We start from the raw sequence: 12,844 nt of genomic DNA on the forward strand, positions 1-12,844 counted from the left end.
TGGTCCCTTCACGTCCGGTGCGCGGGCGATGCCCCGCCCACGGCGGACGATGCCCTCGCCCCTGCTTCTGCGTATGTCATACGCTCTACTGCGTAAGGGTTACGCATAACTAGGATGGGCGTCAAGCGACGAAGGAGGATCGACGGCCATGGCGGACGGCGGACCGGCGCACACGCGGGCGGACGAGGACTCCGCCCTGCCCGCGAGCCTGGAGGCGGCCTGGGGACTGCGGCAGCGGCCGGGCAAGGGCCCCAAGCCGGGCATCGGCATCGACCGGATCGTCGAGGCGGCCCTCGCGGTCGGCGCCGCCGAGGGGCTCGCGGCCGTCTCCATGGGCCGGGTCGCCAAGGAGCTCGGTGTCTCGACCATGTCGCTCTACCGGTACGTGGCGGCCAAGGACGAGCTCTACATCCTGATCCAGGAGGCGGCCATGGGCCTGCCCCCCGCGCCGCCGGAGCCGGGGACGGGGTGGCGGGAGGCCTTGGACGCCTGGGCCCGCGCCCAGCGCGAGGTCTTCCACCGGAACCTGTGGATGCTGCGCATCCCCATCTCCGGCCCGCCGGCCACACCGAACTCCGTCGCCTGGTGGGACCGGGGCCTCGAAGCGCTGGCGGACACCGCCCTCGGGGAGGGCGAGAAGATCTCGGTGATCCTGCTCGTCGGCGGCTTCGTGCGCAACGAGGCGCTCCTCATGGCCGATCTGAACGCCGCCGTCGCGGCCGGCGGCAAGTCCCCCGAGGAGACCATGCGCGGGTACGCCCGCACCCTGGAGCGCCTCGCCGACCCCGTGCGCTATCCGGCGCTCGGCCGGCTCCTGGAGAGCGGCGTCATGAGCGGACCGGACGACCAGGACTGGGAGTTCGAGTTCGGCCTGGAGACGCTGCTGGACGGCGTCGAGGTGCTCATCGCCCGGCGGGCCCGGGACGCCGCCGGCTCCGCGGACCGGCCGTCCTGAGGCTCCGCGCCGGTACCCTGTGGGGGCGGATGGACGTCATCCGCCGTGTGGGAGAGGGAGGTTGATGACTATGGCCCGCCGTCAGGCACGTCATCGGCATGCCCGGATCCGGGTCGCGCACGGCGAGTGATCGCGGCCCGGTCGTCTCGAAACCGACCAGGAGCGTCACCGTGTCCTCTTCTTCTTCCGCCTCTCCCTCCGCCCGCGCCACCACCGACCTGACCACCGACCGTCTGGTGCTGCGGGTGTGGACCCCCGCCGCCGTCGCCGCCGTCCACGGCGAGGAGCGGCTGCCGGGCTGGGCCGACGACTTCCCCGCCGAGGGCGACCGCGTCGTCGCGGGCTTCCTCACCGGACACCCCGAGGCCCTCGCCGGCGGCGGCCACCGGCTGATCGCCGAGCGCGCCGGCGGCGCCGTCGTGGGGTCCATCGGCTTCTTCGACGGCCCCGAGCCCGGCACGCTGGAGGTCGGCTACGGCGTCGTCGCCTCGCGCAGGGGGCTCGGCTACGCCACGGAGGCGGCGCGCGCCGCGGTGGCGGACGCCCTCTGCGCCCCGGGCGTCCACGGGGTGTACGCCCACGCCGACCTGGTGAACCCCGCCTCGCTGCGCGTCCTGGAGAAGGCCGGGCTGACCCGCCTGTCCGACGACGGCACGACGGCCCGCTTCGGCGTCACCGCCGGGGGCTCCGCCGGCTGACCGCCCGGGGGCGGGCTCAGATGCGGTGGTCGTGACGGTCGGGCGAGAAGCCCGTCCAGCGCAGCTCGGCGGGGAGATGGCGCATGTCGTTGAGGAGCACCACCGACGGGGGCCTGCCCGGCGTGTACGCCAGCACCGTCAGCGCGGCGTTCGCGACCCGCAGGCCCATCCAGCGCCAGGCGGGGGCGTCGAAGGCGGCCCGGACCAGCCAGGCGACGAGGAAGGCATGGGTGACGACCAGCTCGTGCCGTTCCCCGCCGGCGGCGGGTCCGGTGAACGACTCCAGCGCCCGGCGGGCGAGTTCCGGCCCCCTGCTGATCTCCTCCTCGGTGGCGCCGGTGAGGAAGGACAGCAGGGTGTCGGCCGACTCCGGCGGCAGCTCCGCCCGTTCGGGCAGGTACGGGATGTAGTCGCCGGCCGCCTCGGAGCGGTGGAGCGGGACCTCGGGACACCGCTCGCCGATCAGCCGCGCCGTCTGCTCGGCGCGGGGCAGCGGCCCGTGGTGGATCGCGGCCAGCGGCACGGCGCGCAGCCGCTCGCCGAGCAGTCCGGCCTGGCGCCGGCCGCCTGGCGTGAGCCCGCTCTCCTCCGAGGCGGCCTCGCCGTGCCGGGCGAGGTACAGGTAACGGGTGGCGGCCTCGGTCATGCCGGTCGCTCCAGGTGCGTCGTGGGGGCGTACGGGACAGCGGGTGGGACGCCACCCGCTCGCCGCCCGGTTCCCGCCTCCCCCCGCCCCGCCTCCCCGCGTCTCCCGCCCAGCGTCCCCGTGCCGGCGGAATACCCGCCGGCACGGTGGACCGCGGCGCGCCCCGCCCGGGAGGGGGAGCGCGCCGGGCCACGGCGCGCGCGCCGGTCAGGCCCCGACGTACGCCGCGAGGTGCTCGCCGGTCACGGTGGAGCGGGCCGCGACGAGATCGGCCGGCGTGCCCTCGAAGACGATCGCCCCGCCGTCGTGCCCCGCGCCGGGACCGAGGTCGATGATCCAGTCGGCGTGGGCCATGACCGCCTGGTGGTGCTCGATGACGATGACCGACTTCCCGGAGTCGACCAGGCGGTCGAGCAGGCCGAGCAGCTGCTGCACATCGGCCAGGTGCAGCCCCGTGGTCGGCTCGTCCAGCACGTAGACGCCGCCCTTGTCCCCCATGTGCGTCGCCAGCTTGAGGCGCTGGCGCTCACCGCCCGAGAGCGTGGTGAGGGGCTGGCCCAGGCTGATGTAGCCGAGGCCGACGTCGGCCAGCCGCTCGAGGATCCGGTGGGCGGCCGGGGTGGCCGCGTCACCGCCGGCGAAGAACTCCTCCGCCTCGGTCACCGACATCGCGAGCACCTCGCTGATGTCCCGGCCCCCGAGGTGGTACTCCAGCACCGAGGGCTGGAACCGCTTGCCCTCGCAGTCCTCGCAGGTGGTGGCCACGCCCGCCATCATCCCCAGGTCGCTGTAGATGACCCCGGCACCGTTGCAGGTGGGGCAGGCGCCCTCGGAGTTGGCGCTGAACAGGGCCGGCTTGACGCCGTTGACCTTGGCGAACGCCTTGCGGATCGGGTCGAGCAGACCGGTGTACGTCGCCGGGTTGCTGCGCCGCGACCCCTTGATGGGGCTCTGGTCGACCGCCACCACGCCCTCGCCGGCCGGGATCGACCCGTGCACCAGCGAGCTCTTGCCCGAACCGGCGACACCGGTGAGGACGCAGAGCACGCCGAGCGGGATGTCGACGTCGACGTCCTTGAGGTTGTTGGCGTCCGCGCCGCGGATCTCCAGGGAGCCGGTGCGCTCGCGCACCGCGTCCTTGAGGGTGGCGCGGTCGTCCAGGTGGCGGCCGGTGACGGTACCGCTGGCCCGCAGGCCCTCGACGGTGCCCTCGAAGCAGACGGTGCCGCCCGCCGTGCCGGCGCCGGGACCGAGGTCGACCACATGGTCGGCGATCGCGATGGCCTCCGGCTTGTGCTCCACCACGAGCACGGTGTTGCCCTTGTCGCGCAGCCGCAGCAGCAGGTCGTTCATCCGCTGGATGTCGTGCGGGTGGAGACCGATGGTGGGCTCGTCGAAGACATAGGTGATGTCGGTGAGCGAGGAGCCGAGGTGGCGGATCATCTTCACGCGCTGCGCCTCGCCGCCCGACAGCGTGCCCGCGGGCCGGTCCAGCGCGAGGTAGCCGAGGCCGATCTCCACGAACGAGTCGAGGGTCCCCTGGAGCGCGGTCAGCAGCGGGGCCACCGAGGGCTCGTCGAGTTCCCTGACCCAGGCGGCCAGGTCCCGGATCTCCATGGCGCAGGCGTCGGCGATGGAGATCTTCTTGATCTTGGAGGAGCGCGCGCCCTCGCTGAGCCGCGTCCCGCCGCACTCGGGACAGGCGGTGAAGGTGACCGCCCGCTCCACGAACGCCCGGATGTGCGGCTGCATCGCCTCCTTGTCCTTGGACAGGAAGGACTTCTGGATCTTCGGGATCAGGCCCTCGTAGGTGAGGTTGACGCCGTTGACCTTGACCTTCGTCGGCTCGCCGTAGAGGAAGTCCTGCATCTCCTTCTTGGTGAACCGGCGGATCGGCTTGTCGGGGTCGAGGAGGCCGGACTGCGCGTAGACGCCGACGGTCCAGACGTTGTCCGACTTCCAGCCGGGGATGGTGAAGGCGCCCTCGGCGATCGACTTGGAGTCGTCGTAGAGCTGGGTGAGGTCGATGTCGGAGACCGTGCCGCGCCCCTCGCAGTGGGTGCACATGCCGCCCTTGCGCTCGAACGTCGCCCTGACCGCCTTCTTGTTGCCGCGCTCGACCGTGATCGCGCCGGCCGCCCGCACCGAGGCGGTGTTGAAGGAGTACGCGCTGGGCGGGCCGATGTGCGGTGTGCCGAGCCGGCTGAAGAGGATCCGCAGCATGGCGTTGGCATCGGTGGCGGTGCCGACCGTGGAGCGGGTGTCACCGCCCATCCGCTGCTGGTCGACCGAGATCGCGGTCGTCAGCCCGTCGAGCACATCGACCTCGGGCCGCGCCGTGGACGGCATGAAGCCCTGCACGAAGGCGCTGTACGTCTCGTTGATCAGCCGCTGCGACTCGGCCGCGATCGTGTCGAAGACCAGCGAACTCTTGCCCGAACCGGAGACTCCGGTGAAGACCGTCAGCCGGCGCTTCGGGATCTCGATGCTGACGTCCTTGAGATTGTTCTCCCGGGCGCCGTGCACGCGGATCATTTCGTGGCTGTCGGCGGCGTGCTGCGGGGACGGCTGGGTGCGCGTCCTCGTCGTCCTGCTCATCGTGTCTCCATCTGTGGGGCGCGCGGGCCGGCTCAGCGCTGCTGCTGCTGGATGCGGACCATGTTGCCCGCGGGGTCGCGGAAGGCGCAGTCGCGCACACCGTACGGCTGGTCGGTCGGCTCCTGCACGACTTCCGCGTCACCGGCCTGGAGGCGCTCGAAGGTGCCGTCGATGTCGGCGGTGGACAGCAGGATGCTGCCGTAGGTGCCCTTGGCCATCATCTCGTTGATGACACGGCGCTCGTCGTCGGTGACGCCCGGGTCGACGCCCGGGGGGTGCAGCACGATGGAGACCCCGGGCTGGCCCGCGGGACCGACCGTGATCCAGCGCATGCCCTCGTAGCCGACGTCATTGCGGACCTCGAAGCCGAGGGTGTCGCGGTAGAACGCGAGGGCGGCCTCGGGGTCGTCCTGCGGGAGGAAACTGGCGTGAATGCTGATGTCCATGGCAGTCACGTTAGAGCCGTCACGAGGGTGGCGCTTCTCGATTCCTGATCGGTCGGGTGACCTGCTTCGCGACGCACGGCGGCATCCCCGCGGTGGCCCGTTCCGCCTCCCGCCGGTAGACGCTGGGAGGCACCCCGACGAGCTCGGTGAAGCGGCTGCTGAAGGTGCCGAGCGAGGAGCAGCCCACGGTGAAGCAGACCTCGGTGACGCTCATGTCGCCCTTGCGCAGCAGGGCCATCGCGCGCTCGATGCGCCGGGTCATCAGGTACGAGTACGGCGATTCGCCGTACGCCAGCCGGAACTGGCGGCTGAGGTGGCCGGCGGACATGTTCACGGCGCGGGCGAGCGCCTCGACGTTCAGCGGCTGCGCGTACTCCCGGTCGATCCGGTCGCGGACGCGGCGCAGCAGCCGCAGGTCGCGCAGCTGCTGCTCCGGGGTGGGTCTGCTGGTCACCCGCGGAATCGTGCCACACCACCCCGGCGCGGCGACCGGGGTTTCCGGCGCCCGCGCGGCAGGGGGCGGCGGGTGGCGCGGTGGGGCTAGCGGCTCCGGTCCTGTGCGGCGGGTGGCGCGGTGGGGCTAGCGGTTCCGGTCCTGTGCGGTGCGGGATCCCTCCGCGGCCGCCTTCGCGGCCTTCGCCGCCTCCGCCGCCTCCGCCGCCTCGACCGCATCGGCGGTCGCGGCCAGGATGCGGTGCAGGACGGGGACGGGGATCGCGGGATTGGTCACCGCGTCGGACGCCGTGGCGCGGTCGTGCAGCAGCCCGGCCAGGACGCGGGCCGGCAGCCGGGCCGTGCGCGTCGCGGTCCTGCGGACCGAGTCGGCCGGGTCGTTCAGCAGCCGCACCGCGTCGGCCGGTGACAGCCGGGGGTCCTCGGCCGCGCGGCAGCGCACCTCGGCTTCGGGATCGCGGGCCAGGCGCGCGACATCGGCGGGGGTGGACTCAGGGTCGTCCAGGACCAGGCGGCGCATCCGCCCGCGGGGGTCGCCGGCGTGGCGCAGCAGGCCGGTGCGGGGGAAGCGGGGATGGCTGCGCGGGCGGTCGGGGTGGCTGAAGCTGCCGTCCCACCAGCTCCAGACCTCCAGCAGCATCGCGGGCGGCGCGTCGTCGCACGCCTCGGCGAGGAACAGCCGGACCACCCGGTCCTCGTCCCGCGCGAGTGCCTCCACCACGTCCGGCGGCAGCCGCCGGGCGCGGGCCACGCTGCGGCGGACGAGCGGATGGGACGAGGCGGCCAGGCGGCGCATCGCCCCGGGGTCGCCGTGCAGGCTCTCGACCCAGGGCAGGGGGTGGCAGAGCGTCGTCGGATCGAAGTCGTGGCGCACCGCGGCACGCTGCTCCTCGCCGAGGTCGGCGCGCAGCGCCACCGCCGAGCGGACGGCACCGGACGGGTCCTGGGCCAGCACGGCCACTGCCCGGGCGCCGAGCCGCGGATTGCCGGCCAGCGTCCGGCGCACCTCCTCGTCCCCGTCCCGGACCAGCTCCGCCTCCAGTGCGGGCGCGAAGCGGCACTCCTCCAGCGCCCGCCACCGGTCGGGCAGCGCGGCGAGGACCTCCCGGGGCATGGGCGCGCTCCGGTGGTGGGCGAGCAGCGCCGCCGTGCGCACGGTGTCGTCGGCGTCGGTCAGCAGCGGCTCCCGCAGCGGCGCGGGGAGGTCGTCCCACCGGCCGCAGACGGCCCTCCGCACCCGGGGATCGGCGTCGGTCGCGAGACCCGGGAGGAGCGGGGCGGGGATGCCGTTCAGTTCGGCGGCGTCGGCCCGGGCCGGGCCGGTCAGGAGGTCCTCGTACAGGGACGCGGGAAGCGCGACGTCCCACGCGCGGGCACGCTCGGCCAGCAGCAGGCGCCGTACCGGTGACCGTTCGGCGCTCACGAGGCGCACCCACTGACCGGGGGTGAGCGCGGGCCGGAAGGCCTCCGCGGGCCTGGCGCGCACCCGGGGATCGGGGTGTGCCACGGCGGCGTCGAGCACGGCGGGCCGGTCGCAGGAGTACAGGAAGCCCGTCTCCACGTCCAGCAGCCGGATCAGCAGCTCGTCGGGAGCGGCCGGGTTGAAGCCGATCCACTCCGCCCAGTGCAGGGGCCACCCGGAGGGGCTGGGCACCGTCGCCCACACCGCGGCGCGCTCGGCCTCCGTCTCGCGCCCGGCGGCCTCGGCGGCCTCCTCCAAGCGCTCCGGCAGCCGGTCCAGGGCCGTCACCCGGGGCCCGTCCGCGCCGGGCAGCTCCGCCAGCAGCACCTGCCCGTCGGGGGAGAGCGCCACGAACCCCGGGCCCCCGGCCAGCGCGGGCACCCCGTCCCCGAGGTGGCGGACCCGGGTCCACCAGGAGTCGTTGCCGCCGATCCGGTGCCCGGCGACGGCCACCAGGAACGACCCGTCGGCATCGCGCAGGCGGTGCCACCACCCGGGGTCGAGCGTGCCGCGGCCGGCGGTGTCGGGCGCCGCTGTGCGGCCCGCGACGCGCCACGCGGCCTCCGGCGGGAAGAGGCCGCCCGGGCGGACGTCCTCGACGACCGTGAGCCCGGCCTGTACGAGCCGTTCGTGGAGTCTCTCGTGGTGCTGCACCCCGGCATGATCACCGCCGGGTGGTGGCGGGGACAAGGGGACAAGGGGACAAGGGGACAAGGGGACAAGGGGAGAAGGGGAGAAGAGGGATGGGGGCAGGGGGACATGGCGCAGGGGGTGACAGCCCGCGGGGGGAGGGGCGGGGGGATGCGGACAGGGGCGGCGAGGTCCGGGATCGCTCGTCCGGGTGGCGTGGAACACTATTGCAAGCAGTTGCTTGCAATAGTTAGCAGGGTTGCGGCACCATCGGGGCATGGCATCGCTCAACGTCGGCAATCTCGGTGACTACCTCCGCGAACAGCGGCGCAGCGCGCAGCTTTCGCTGCGGCAGCTCGCCGACGCCGCCGGGGTGTCCAATCCGTATCTGAGCCAGATCGAGCGCGGGCTGCGCAAGCCCAGCGCCGAAGTGCTGCAGCAGGTCGCCAAGGCTCTGCGGATCTCGGCCGAGACCCTCTACGTCCGGGCCGGGATCCTCGACGAGCAGGCGCGCGACCCGCTGGAGACGCGGGCGGTGATACTCGCCGACCCGTCGATCAACGAGCGCCAGAAGCAGGTGCTGCTGCAGATCTACGAGTCCTTCCGCAAGGAGAACGGGCTCGATTCCGAGACCGGTGCCGAAGGCCCGGCCGCGGACGCACCGAAGGACACACCCGATGACGGCCCCCGCACGGCCGGCGAGGGCGAAGCCGAACCGAAGTCGACCTGAGAAGACCCCCACTGCGTTCGGGAGGACGACAGTCATGGCCATCACCGACGACCTGCGCAAGACCTTCAGCGACCCGACCCCCCTCTACTTCGCCGCCGGCACCGCCGACCTCGCCGTGCAGCAGGCCCGCAAGGTGCCCGCGCTGCTGGAGCAGCTCGCCGCCGAGGCGCCCGGCCGTTTCGAGACGGTGCGCAACACCGACCCCAAGGCCGTGCAGGAGAAGGTGTCCGTCCAGGCCGGCAAGGCCCAGGCCACCCTTCAGGCCAAGGTGACCGAGGTGATCGGCGGCCTGGACACCGACCTGAAGAAGCTCGGCGAGACCGCCCAGGACCTCGCGCTGCGCGGCGTGGGCGTGGCCGCCGAGTACGCGGTCAAGGCCCGTGAGACCTACGAGCGGGTCGCCGAGCACGGCGAGCAGGCGGTCAGGACCTGGCGCGGCGAGACGGCCGAGGAGATCGTGGAGATCGCCGTCGCCGTCGAGCCCGACGCCGAGACGAAGACGGGTGCGCAGGCCGAGGCGAAGACGGCCACGCCGAAGACCGCGGCCGCCGGGACGAAGAAGCCCGCCGCCGCCCGCAAGGCGCCGGTGCGCAAGCCCGCCGCCAAGAAGGCCCCCGCGGCGGAGTGACCTCGTGGGGGGAGCCGTGTGACACGGTGCCCGTCCGGCTCATCGCGCGGGCGGCTCCCCCGGAGGTACCTTGGCCGCGAGGCGGCACACACGACTGAGTAGGCGGTGTTCCAGGATGTTGGCTGACAATTTCGACTTCGGGCTGTGGATGATCACCAAGCTGGTGTTCGTCGCGACCTCGCTGATCGCCCTGGTCATGGCCGCGGTGGCCCGTGAGGACGCCTACCGCGCCGCCGGCAAGAAGACGAAGTCCTTCTGGCTGATCATCCTCGGCCTCGCCGCCGTGGTGAACCTGATCCCGTGGCTGTCGATGCTGTTCCTGTCGATCGCCGGACTGATCGCCGCCATCGTCTTCTTCGTGGACGTGCGCCCCGCCCTCCAGCAGGTCTCGGGCGGCGGCCGTCGCCGCGGCGGTTCGAGCAGCGACGGGCCGTACGGCCCGTACAACGGCGGCCGGTAACCGCCCCCGGGCGGCGGCCTCCCGGACCGTCACCCGCCTGTGCCCCACCACGACGGCGCCCGTACCGCGGGCGCCGTCGGCATGTCCGGACACGCCCGGGCGGAGGGGCGATGGTCTCGGGGCGGTGGCGGTGACGCGCTCGGGCGGTGACGCGCCCGGCCCCGGGGAGCACGAGGCGGCCCAGTGAAGCGCCGGTTCCGGCGGGGCACGAGGCGGCGCGGTGGCCGGACCGGGCCTGCCGGGGCCCGGTCCGGGTGGTGCGGCGCCGGTGATGCGGTCAGGCGCGCTTCGCGTGACGGGAGAGGAGCAGGACGGCCACGTCGTCCGTCAGGTCGCCGCCGTTCATCTCGCGCACCTCGCCGACGGCGGCCTCCAGCAGGGACTCGCCCTCCAGGCCGGCCGCGAGCTGGCGGTTGACCATGGCGAGCATGCCCTCCTGGCCGAGCCGCTGCCGGGTGCCGGGCCCCTGACGGCCCTCGATCAGCCCGTCGGTGTACATCATCAGGCTCCACACGCCGCCCAACTCCACCTGCCGGCGCGGCCAGCGGGCGCGGGGGAGCAGGCCGAGCGCGGGGCCGCCGTCCTCGTACGGCAGCAGCTGGGCCGCCCTGCCGTGGCGGGCTATCAGCGGGGCCGGGTGACCGGCCAGGCACAGGCCCGCGCGCCGTCCGTCGGGGGCGATGTCCACGGTGCAGAGCGTCGCGAAGATCTCGTCGCTCTCCCGCTCGTGCTCCAGCACCCGCTGGAGGGTGGAGAGCAGTTCGTCGCCGCACAGGCCGGCGAAGGTCAGCGCACGCCAGGCGATGCGCAGTTCGACCCCGAGCGCCGCCTCGTCCGGGCCGTGGCCGCAGACGTCGCCGATCATCGCGTGGACCGTGCCGTCGGGGGTGCGGACGGTGTCGTAGAAGTCGCCGCCGAGCAGCGCCCTGGAGCGGCCGGGGCGGTAGCGCGCGGCGAAGCGCAGATCGGAGCCCTCCAGCAGCGGCGTGGGGAGCAGGCCGCGCTCCAGCCGGGCGTTCTCCTGGGCGCGCAGCCGGGACTCGGCCAGCTTCACCTGGGCGGCGTCGGCGCGCTTGCGCTCGACCGCGTAGCGGACCGCGCGGCTGAGCAGCCGGGCGTCGAGCTCCTCGCGGACGAGGTGGTCCTGGGCGCCGACGCGGACCGCCTCGGCGGCCAGCTCGGTGTCGCCGGACGCGGTCAGGGCCAGCACCGCGTGCCGGGGCGCGAGGCGCAGGACGTGCTTCAGCGCGCCCAGCTCCTCGCCCTGGGTGCGTCCGGGCAGGGCGAGGTCGACGAGGACGCAGTGCACGTCGTCGGTGAGCAGCCGCTCCGCCTCGGTGAGGTTGCGTGCGGTGCGGATGCGGACCCGGGTACCCGAGGCGTCGAGGAGTTCCGGGACGCTGAGGGTGCCCGCCGGGTCGTCCTCGATGACCAGAAGCGTCAGGTCGCTTCCGGTCGCCCCGCCAGGGGTGGTCTCCGCGACGGGGGCGTTCCTCTGTCGCGGTACGGGTACGGGCATCGGTGTTGTTTCCTTCCCTCCCCCCGAGGGCGCGGCAGGGCGACGAACGACGTCCCGCCAGACGGGGACCATAGCGGTATGCGGCGGCCGAACGGAATGCTGATCGGCGAAGAGCCAGCGGCATATGCCGCACATGGGGGCGCAGTTGGCCGCCGATCCATGACGAACGTCACGCGCTCGTCGGCACCTCGTCCCTTTCGCCCGTTGTGACGGGTGGCGCAGCTCACGTACCGGGCCGGCGCCGGCCCGGTGTCCCCCGCTTCGTGGCGTGCCGACGGCCGTCGCGGGGTGCCCGGTGGGACGCAGATCACGTGATCGCGGCACCGGGGCGCAGGGGCCGCCCCGGGCCGGGGGCGGTCACCTGTCGGGGCGTACGACTCCCAGGATCCGCATCGAACCGGCGCCCGCCAGCGTCACATGGCGGCCCGGACGGGGGGCGTGGACGATCGAGCCGTTGCCCACGTACATCCCGACATGGCTCGCGTCGGAGTGATAGATGATCAGGTCGCCGGGGCGCATGTCCCTGATGTCGATGCGGGGGAGCAGCCGCCACTGCTCCTGCGAGGTGCGCGGTATGCCCCGGCCGGCCGCCGCCCAGGCGGTCTGGGTGAGCCCCGAGCAGTCGTACGAGGCCGGACCCTCGGCGCCCCACACGTACGGCTTGCCGATCTGCGCGGTGGCGAAGGCGATCGCCTTCTTGCCCTGCTCGCTCGCGCGACCGTCGATCTCCTGGAGTATGCCGGAGCCGAGCCACTGCGCCTGCGCCTGCTGCTGCGCCTGCCGTTCGAGCTGGAGGAGCCGCTCCAGCTCCTCCTTCTGCAGCTTGTCCTCGAGCTTCCTGGCCTCGGCGATCTTCTCGGTGATCTCCTTGCGGGCCTTCTCCCGCTTGACCCGGTTGTCCTCCAGCTTCTCCCACTGGAGGCCGGCGTCCTTGCTGTAGGCCGCCAGATCGGCCTGGGCCTGCGTCAGTTCCCCGATGAGGTCGGTGGTGGCCTTCTGGCCCTGGCGTATCCGGCCGAGACCGTCCAGGAAGAGCTGCGGGTCGTCGGTGAGGGCGAGCTGGGCCTCGGGGGGCAGGCCGCCGCCCCGGTACTGGGCGCGGGCGGCGGCGCCCGCGCGGTTCTTCAGCTCCTCGATACGGGCCTCGCCCGCGGCCATCCGCTCGGCCAGCGTCACGAGTTCGGCCGACTGCTTGCGAGTGCGCTCCTCGGCGAGGTTGTACGCGTCGGTCGCGGAGGCCGCCTGGCCGTACAGCTCCTCGATCCGCAGCCGGACGGCTTCGAGCGAGGCGCTCGGCGCGGGCGGCGCCATCGCACCGGGCACGGTGACCGACGCGGGCGGCTCGGGCTGCGGGTCGGGGGCGGCGTGGGCCGTGCCCGGCGAGGCGAACAGGGTCAGCGCCGTCAGCGCGCTGACGACGGCGATCGCGGCGGCTGTGGCGATGCGGCGACGGTGCACGACTCCCCCTCCGGGCGGACACCTGGCCCGTGAATTTGATTAACGGTCAGTAACTTATCGGTGACGACCGTGATGGTGTCATGGCTCCGGCGAAAGTGACAGAGCCGCACGGCAGTTCGGCCCCCCGATGTCTCCCGCCCCGACCGCGCCGCCTGCCGAAC

General features: G+C 73.5%; 12 protein-coding genes. 5 read left to right on the forward strand and 7 right to left on the reverse strand.

Annotated features, from left to right (window positions below):
• Positions 1 to 148 precede the first annotated feature (148 nt).
• Both JE024_RS18905 and JE024_RS18910 read left to right on the forward strand, forming a co-directional pair.
• On the forward strand, positions 149 to 955 hold the full coding sequence (locus JE024_RS18905; protein ID WP_205374711.1) for a TetR/AcrR family transcriptional regulator: 807 nt from the start codon (positions 149 to 151) through the stop codon (positions 953 to 955).
• A 170-nt stretch (positions 956 to 1,125) separates the two neighbouring features.
• Positions 1,126 to 1,653 carry a GNAT family N-acetyltransferase gene (locus JE024_RS18910; protein ID WP_244882964.1) on the forward strand — a complete coding sequence of 176 codons (528 nt, stop codon included), beginning with the start codon at positions 1,126 to 1,128 and terminating at the stop codon, positions 1,651 to 1,653.
• 16 nt (positions 1,654 to 1,669) lie between these two features.
• Here JE024_RS18910 and JE024_RS18915 read toward each other — a convergent pair whose 3' ends face one another.
• From JE024_RS18915 to JE024_RS18935, 5 genes are all read right to left on the reverse strand, one after another.
• The gene (locus JE024_RS18915) at positions 1,670 to 2,299 is read right to left on the reverse strand and encodes a histidine phosphatase family protein (protein ID WP_205374713.1); all 630 of its coding nucleotides are present in this window, start codon (positions 2,297 to 2,299) and stop codon (positions 1,670 to 1,672) included.
• 207 nt (positions 2,300 to 2,506) lie between these two features.
• A complete protein-coding gene (locus JE024_RS18920) occupies positions 2,507 to 4,897 on the reverse strand; it encodes an ATP-binding cassette domain-containing protein (RefSeq protein ID WP_205374714.1) in 2,391 nt (796 codons plus the stop codon).
• Between the two features lie 32 nt (positions 4,898 to 4,929).
• The gene (locus JE024_RS18925) at positions 4,930 to 5,343 is read right to left on the reverse strand and encodes a VOC family protein (protein ID WP_205374715.1); all 414 of its coding nucleotides are present in this window, start codon (positions 5,341 to 5,343) and stop codon (positions 4,930 to 4,932) included.
• Between the two features lie 19 nt (positions 5,344 to 5,362).
• Positions 5,363 to 5,797: a helix-turn-helix transcriptional regulator gene (locus JE024_RS18930; protein WP_205374716.1), complete on the reverse strand. Its 435-nt coding sequence runs from the start codon at positions 5,795 to 5,797 to the stop codon at positions 5,363 to 5,365.
• 126 nt (positions 5,798 to 5,923) lie between these two features.
• On the reverse strand, positions 5,924 to 7,912 hold the full coding sequence (locus tag JE024_RS18935; RefSeq protein WP_244882966.1) for a hypothetical protein: 1,989 nt from the start codon (positions 7,910 to 7,912) through the stop codon (positions 5,924 to 5,926).
• A gap of 253 nt (positions 7,913 to 8,165) precedes the next feature.
• On the opposite strand from JE024_RS18935, the gene JE024_RS18940 reads away from it, so the two are divergent.
• The 3 genes from JE024_RS18940 (at position 8,166) to JE024_RS18950 (ending at position 9,706) form a co-directional block, all read left to right on the forward strand.
• Positions 8,166 to 8,618: a helix-turn-helix domain-containing protein gene (locus tag JE024_RS18940; protein ID WP_205374717.1), complete on the forward strand. Its 453-nt coding sequence runs from the start codon at positions 8,166 to 8,168 to the stop codon at positions 8,616 to 8,618.
• Positions 8,619 to 8,652: 34 nt separating this feature from the next.
• Positions 8,653 to 9,246, forward strand: coding sequence for a hypothetical protein (locus JE024_RS18945; RefSeq protein WP_205374718.1), 594 nt, complete (start codon positions 8,653 to 8,655; stop codon positions 9,244 to 9,246).
• 115 nt (positions 9,247 to 9,361) lie between these two features.
• Entirely contained in the window at positions 9,362 to 9,706 is a 345-nt protein-coding gene (locus tag JE024_RS18950; RefSeq protein WP_205374719.1) for a DUF2516 family protein, read from the forward strand.
• Positions 9,707 to 9,983: 277 nt separating this feature from the next.
• Here the strand turns inward: JE024_RS18950 and JE024_RS18955 are convergent, their stop codons facing one another.
• Both JE024_RS18955 and JE024_RS18960 read right to left on the reverse strand, forming a co-directional pair.
• On the reverse strand, positions 9,984 to 11,225 hold the full coding sequence (locus JE024_RS18955) for a PP2C family protein-serine/threonine phosphatase (protein ID WP_205374720.1): 1,242 nt from the start codon (positions 11,223 to 11,225) through the stop codon (positions 9,984 to 9,986).
• 357 nt (positions 11,226 to 11,582) lie between these two features.
• Positions 11,583 to 12,683: a C40 family peptidase gene (locus JE024_RS18960; RefSeq protein WP_205374721.1), complete on the reverse strand. Its 1,101-nt coding sequence runs from the start codon at positions 12,681 to 12,683 to the stop codon at positions 11,583 to 11,585.
• Positions 12,684 to 12,844: the final 161 nt, after the last annotated feature.

This window comes from Streptomyces zhihengii (assembly GCF_016919245.1).
In the GTDB taxonomy this organism is placed as follows: domain Bacteria; phylum Actinomycetota; class Actinomycetes; order Streptomycetales; family Streptomycetaceae; genus Streptomyces; species Streptomyces zhihengii.

Bases quoted from the DNA above. Each gene is read 5' to 3' on its own strand.
- JE024_RS18905 (WP_205374711.1), top strand. From the start codon at position 149: ATGGCGGACGGCGGACCGGCGCACACGCGGGCGGACGAGGACTCCGCC.
- JE024_RS18925 (WP_205374715.1), bottom strand. From the start codon at position 5,343: ATGGACATCAGCATTCACGCCAGTTTCCTCCCGCAGGACGACCCCGAG.
- JE024_RS18920 (WP_205374714.1), bottom strand. From the start codon at position 4,897: ATGAGCAGGACGACGAGGACGCGCACCCAGCCGTCCCCGCAGCACGCC.
- JE024_RS18940 (WP_205374717.1), top strand. From the start codon at position 8,166: ATGGCATCGCTCAACGTCGGCAATCTCGGTGACTACCTCCGCGAACAG.
- JE024_RS18915 (WP_205374713.1), bottom strand. From the start codon at position 2,299: ATGACCGAGGCCGCCACCCGTTACCTGTACCTCGCCCGGCACGGCGAG.
- JE024_RS18955 (WP_205374720.1), bottom strand. From the start codon at position 11,225: ATGCCCGTACCCGTACCGCGACAGAGGAACGCCCCCGTCGCGGAGACC.
- JE024_RS18950 (WP_205374719.1), top strand. From the start codon at position 9,362: ATGTTGGCTGACAATTTCGACTTCGGGCTGTGGATGATCACCAAGCTG.
- JE024_RS18945 (WP_205374718.1), top strand. From the start codon at position 8,653: ATGGCCATCACCGACGACCTGCGCAAGACCTTCAGCGACCCGACCCCC.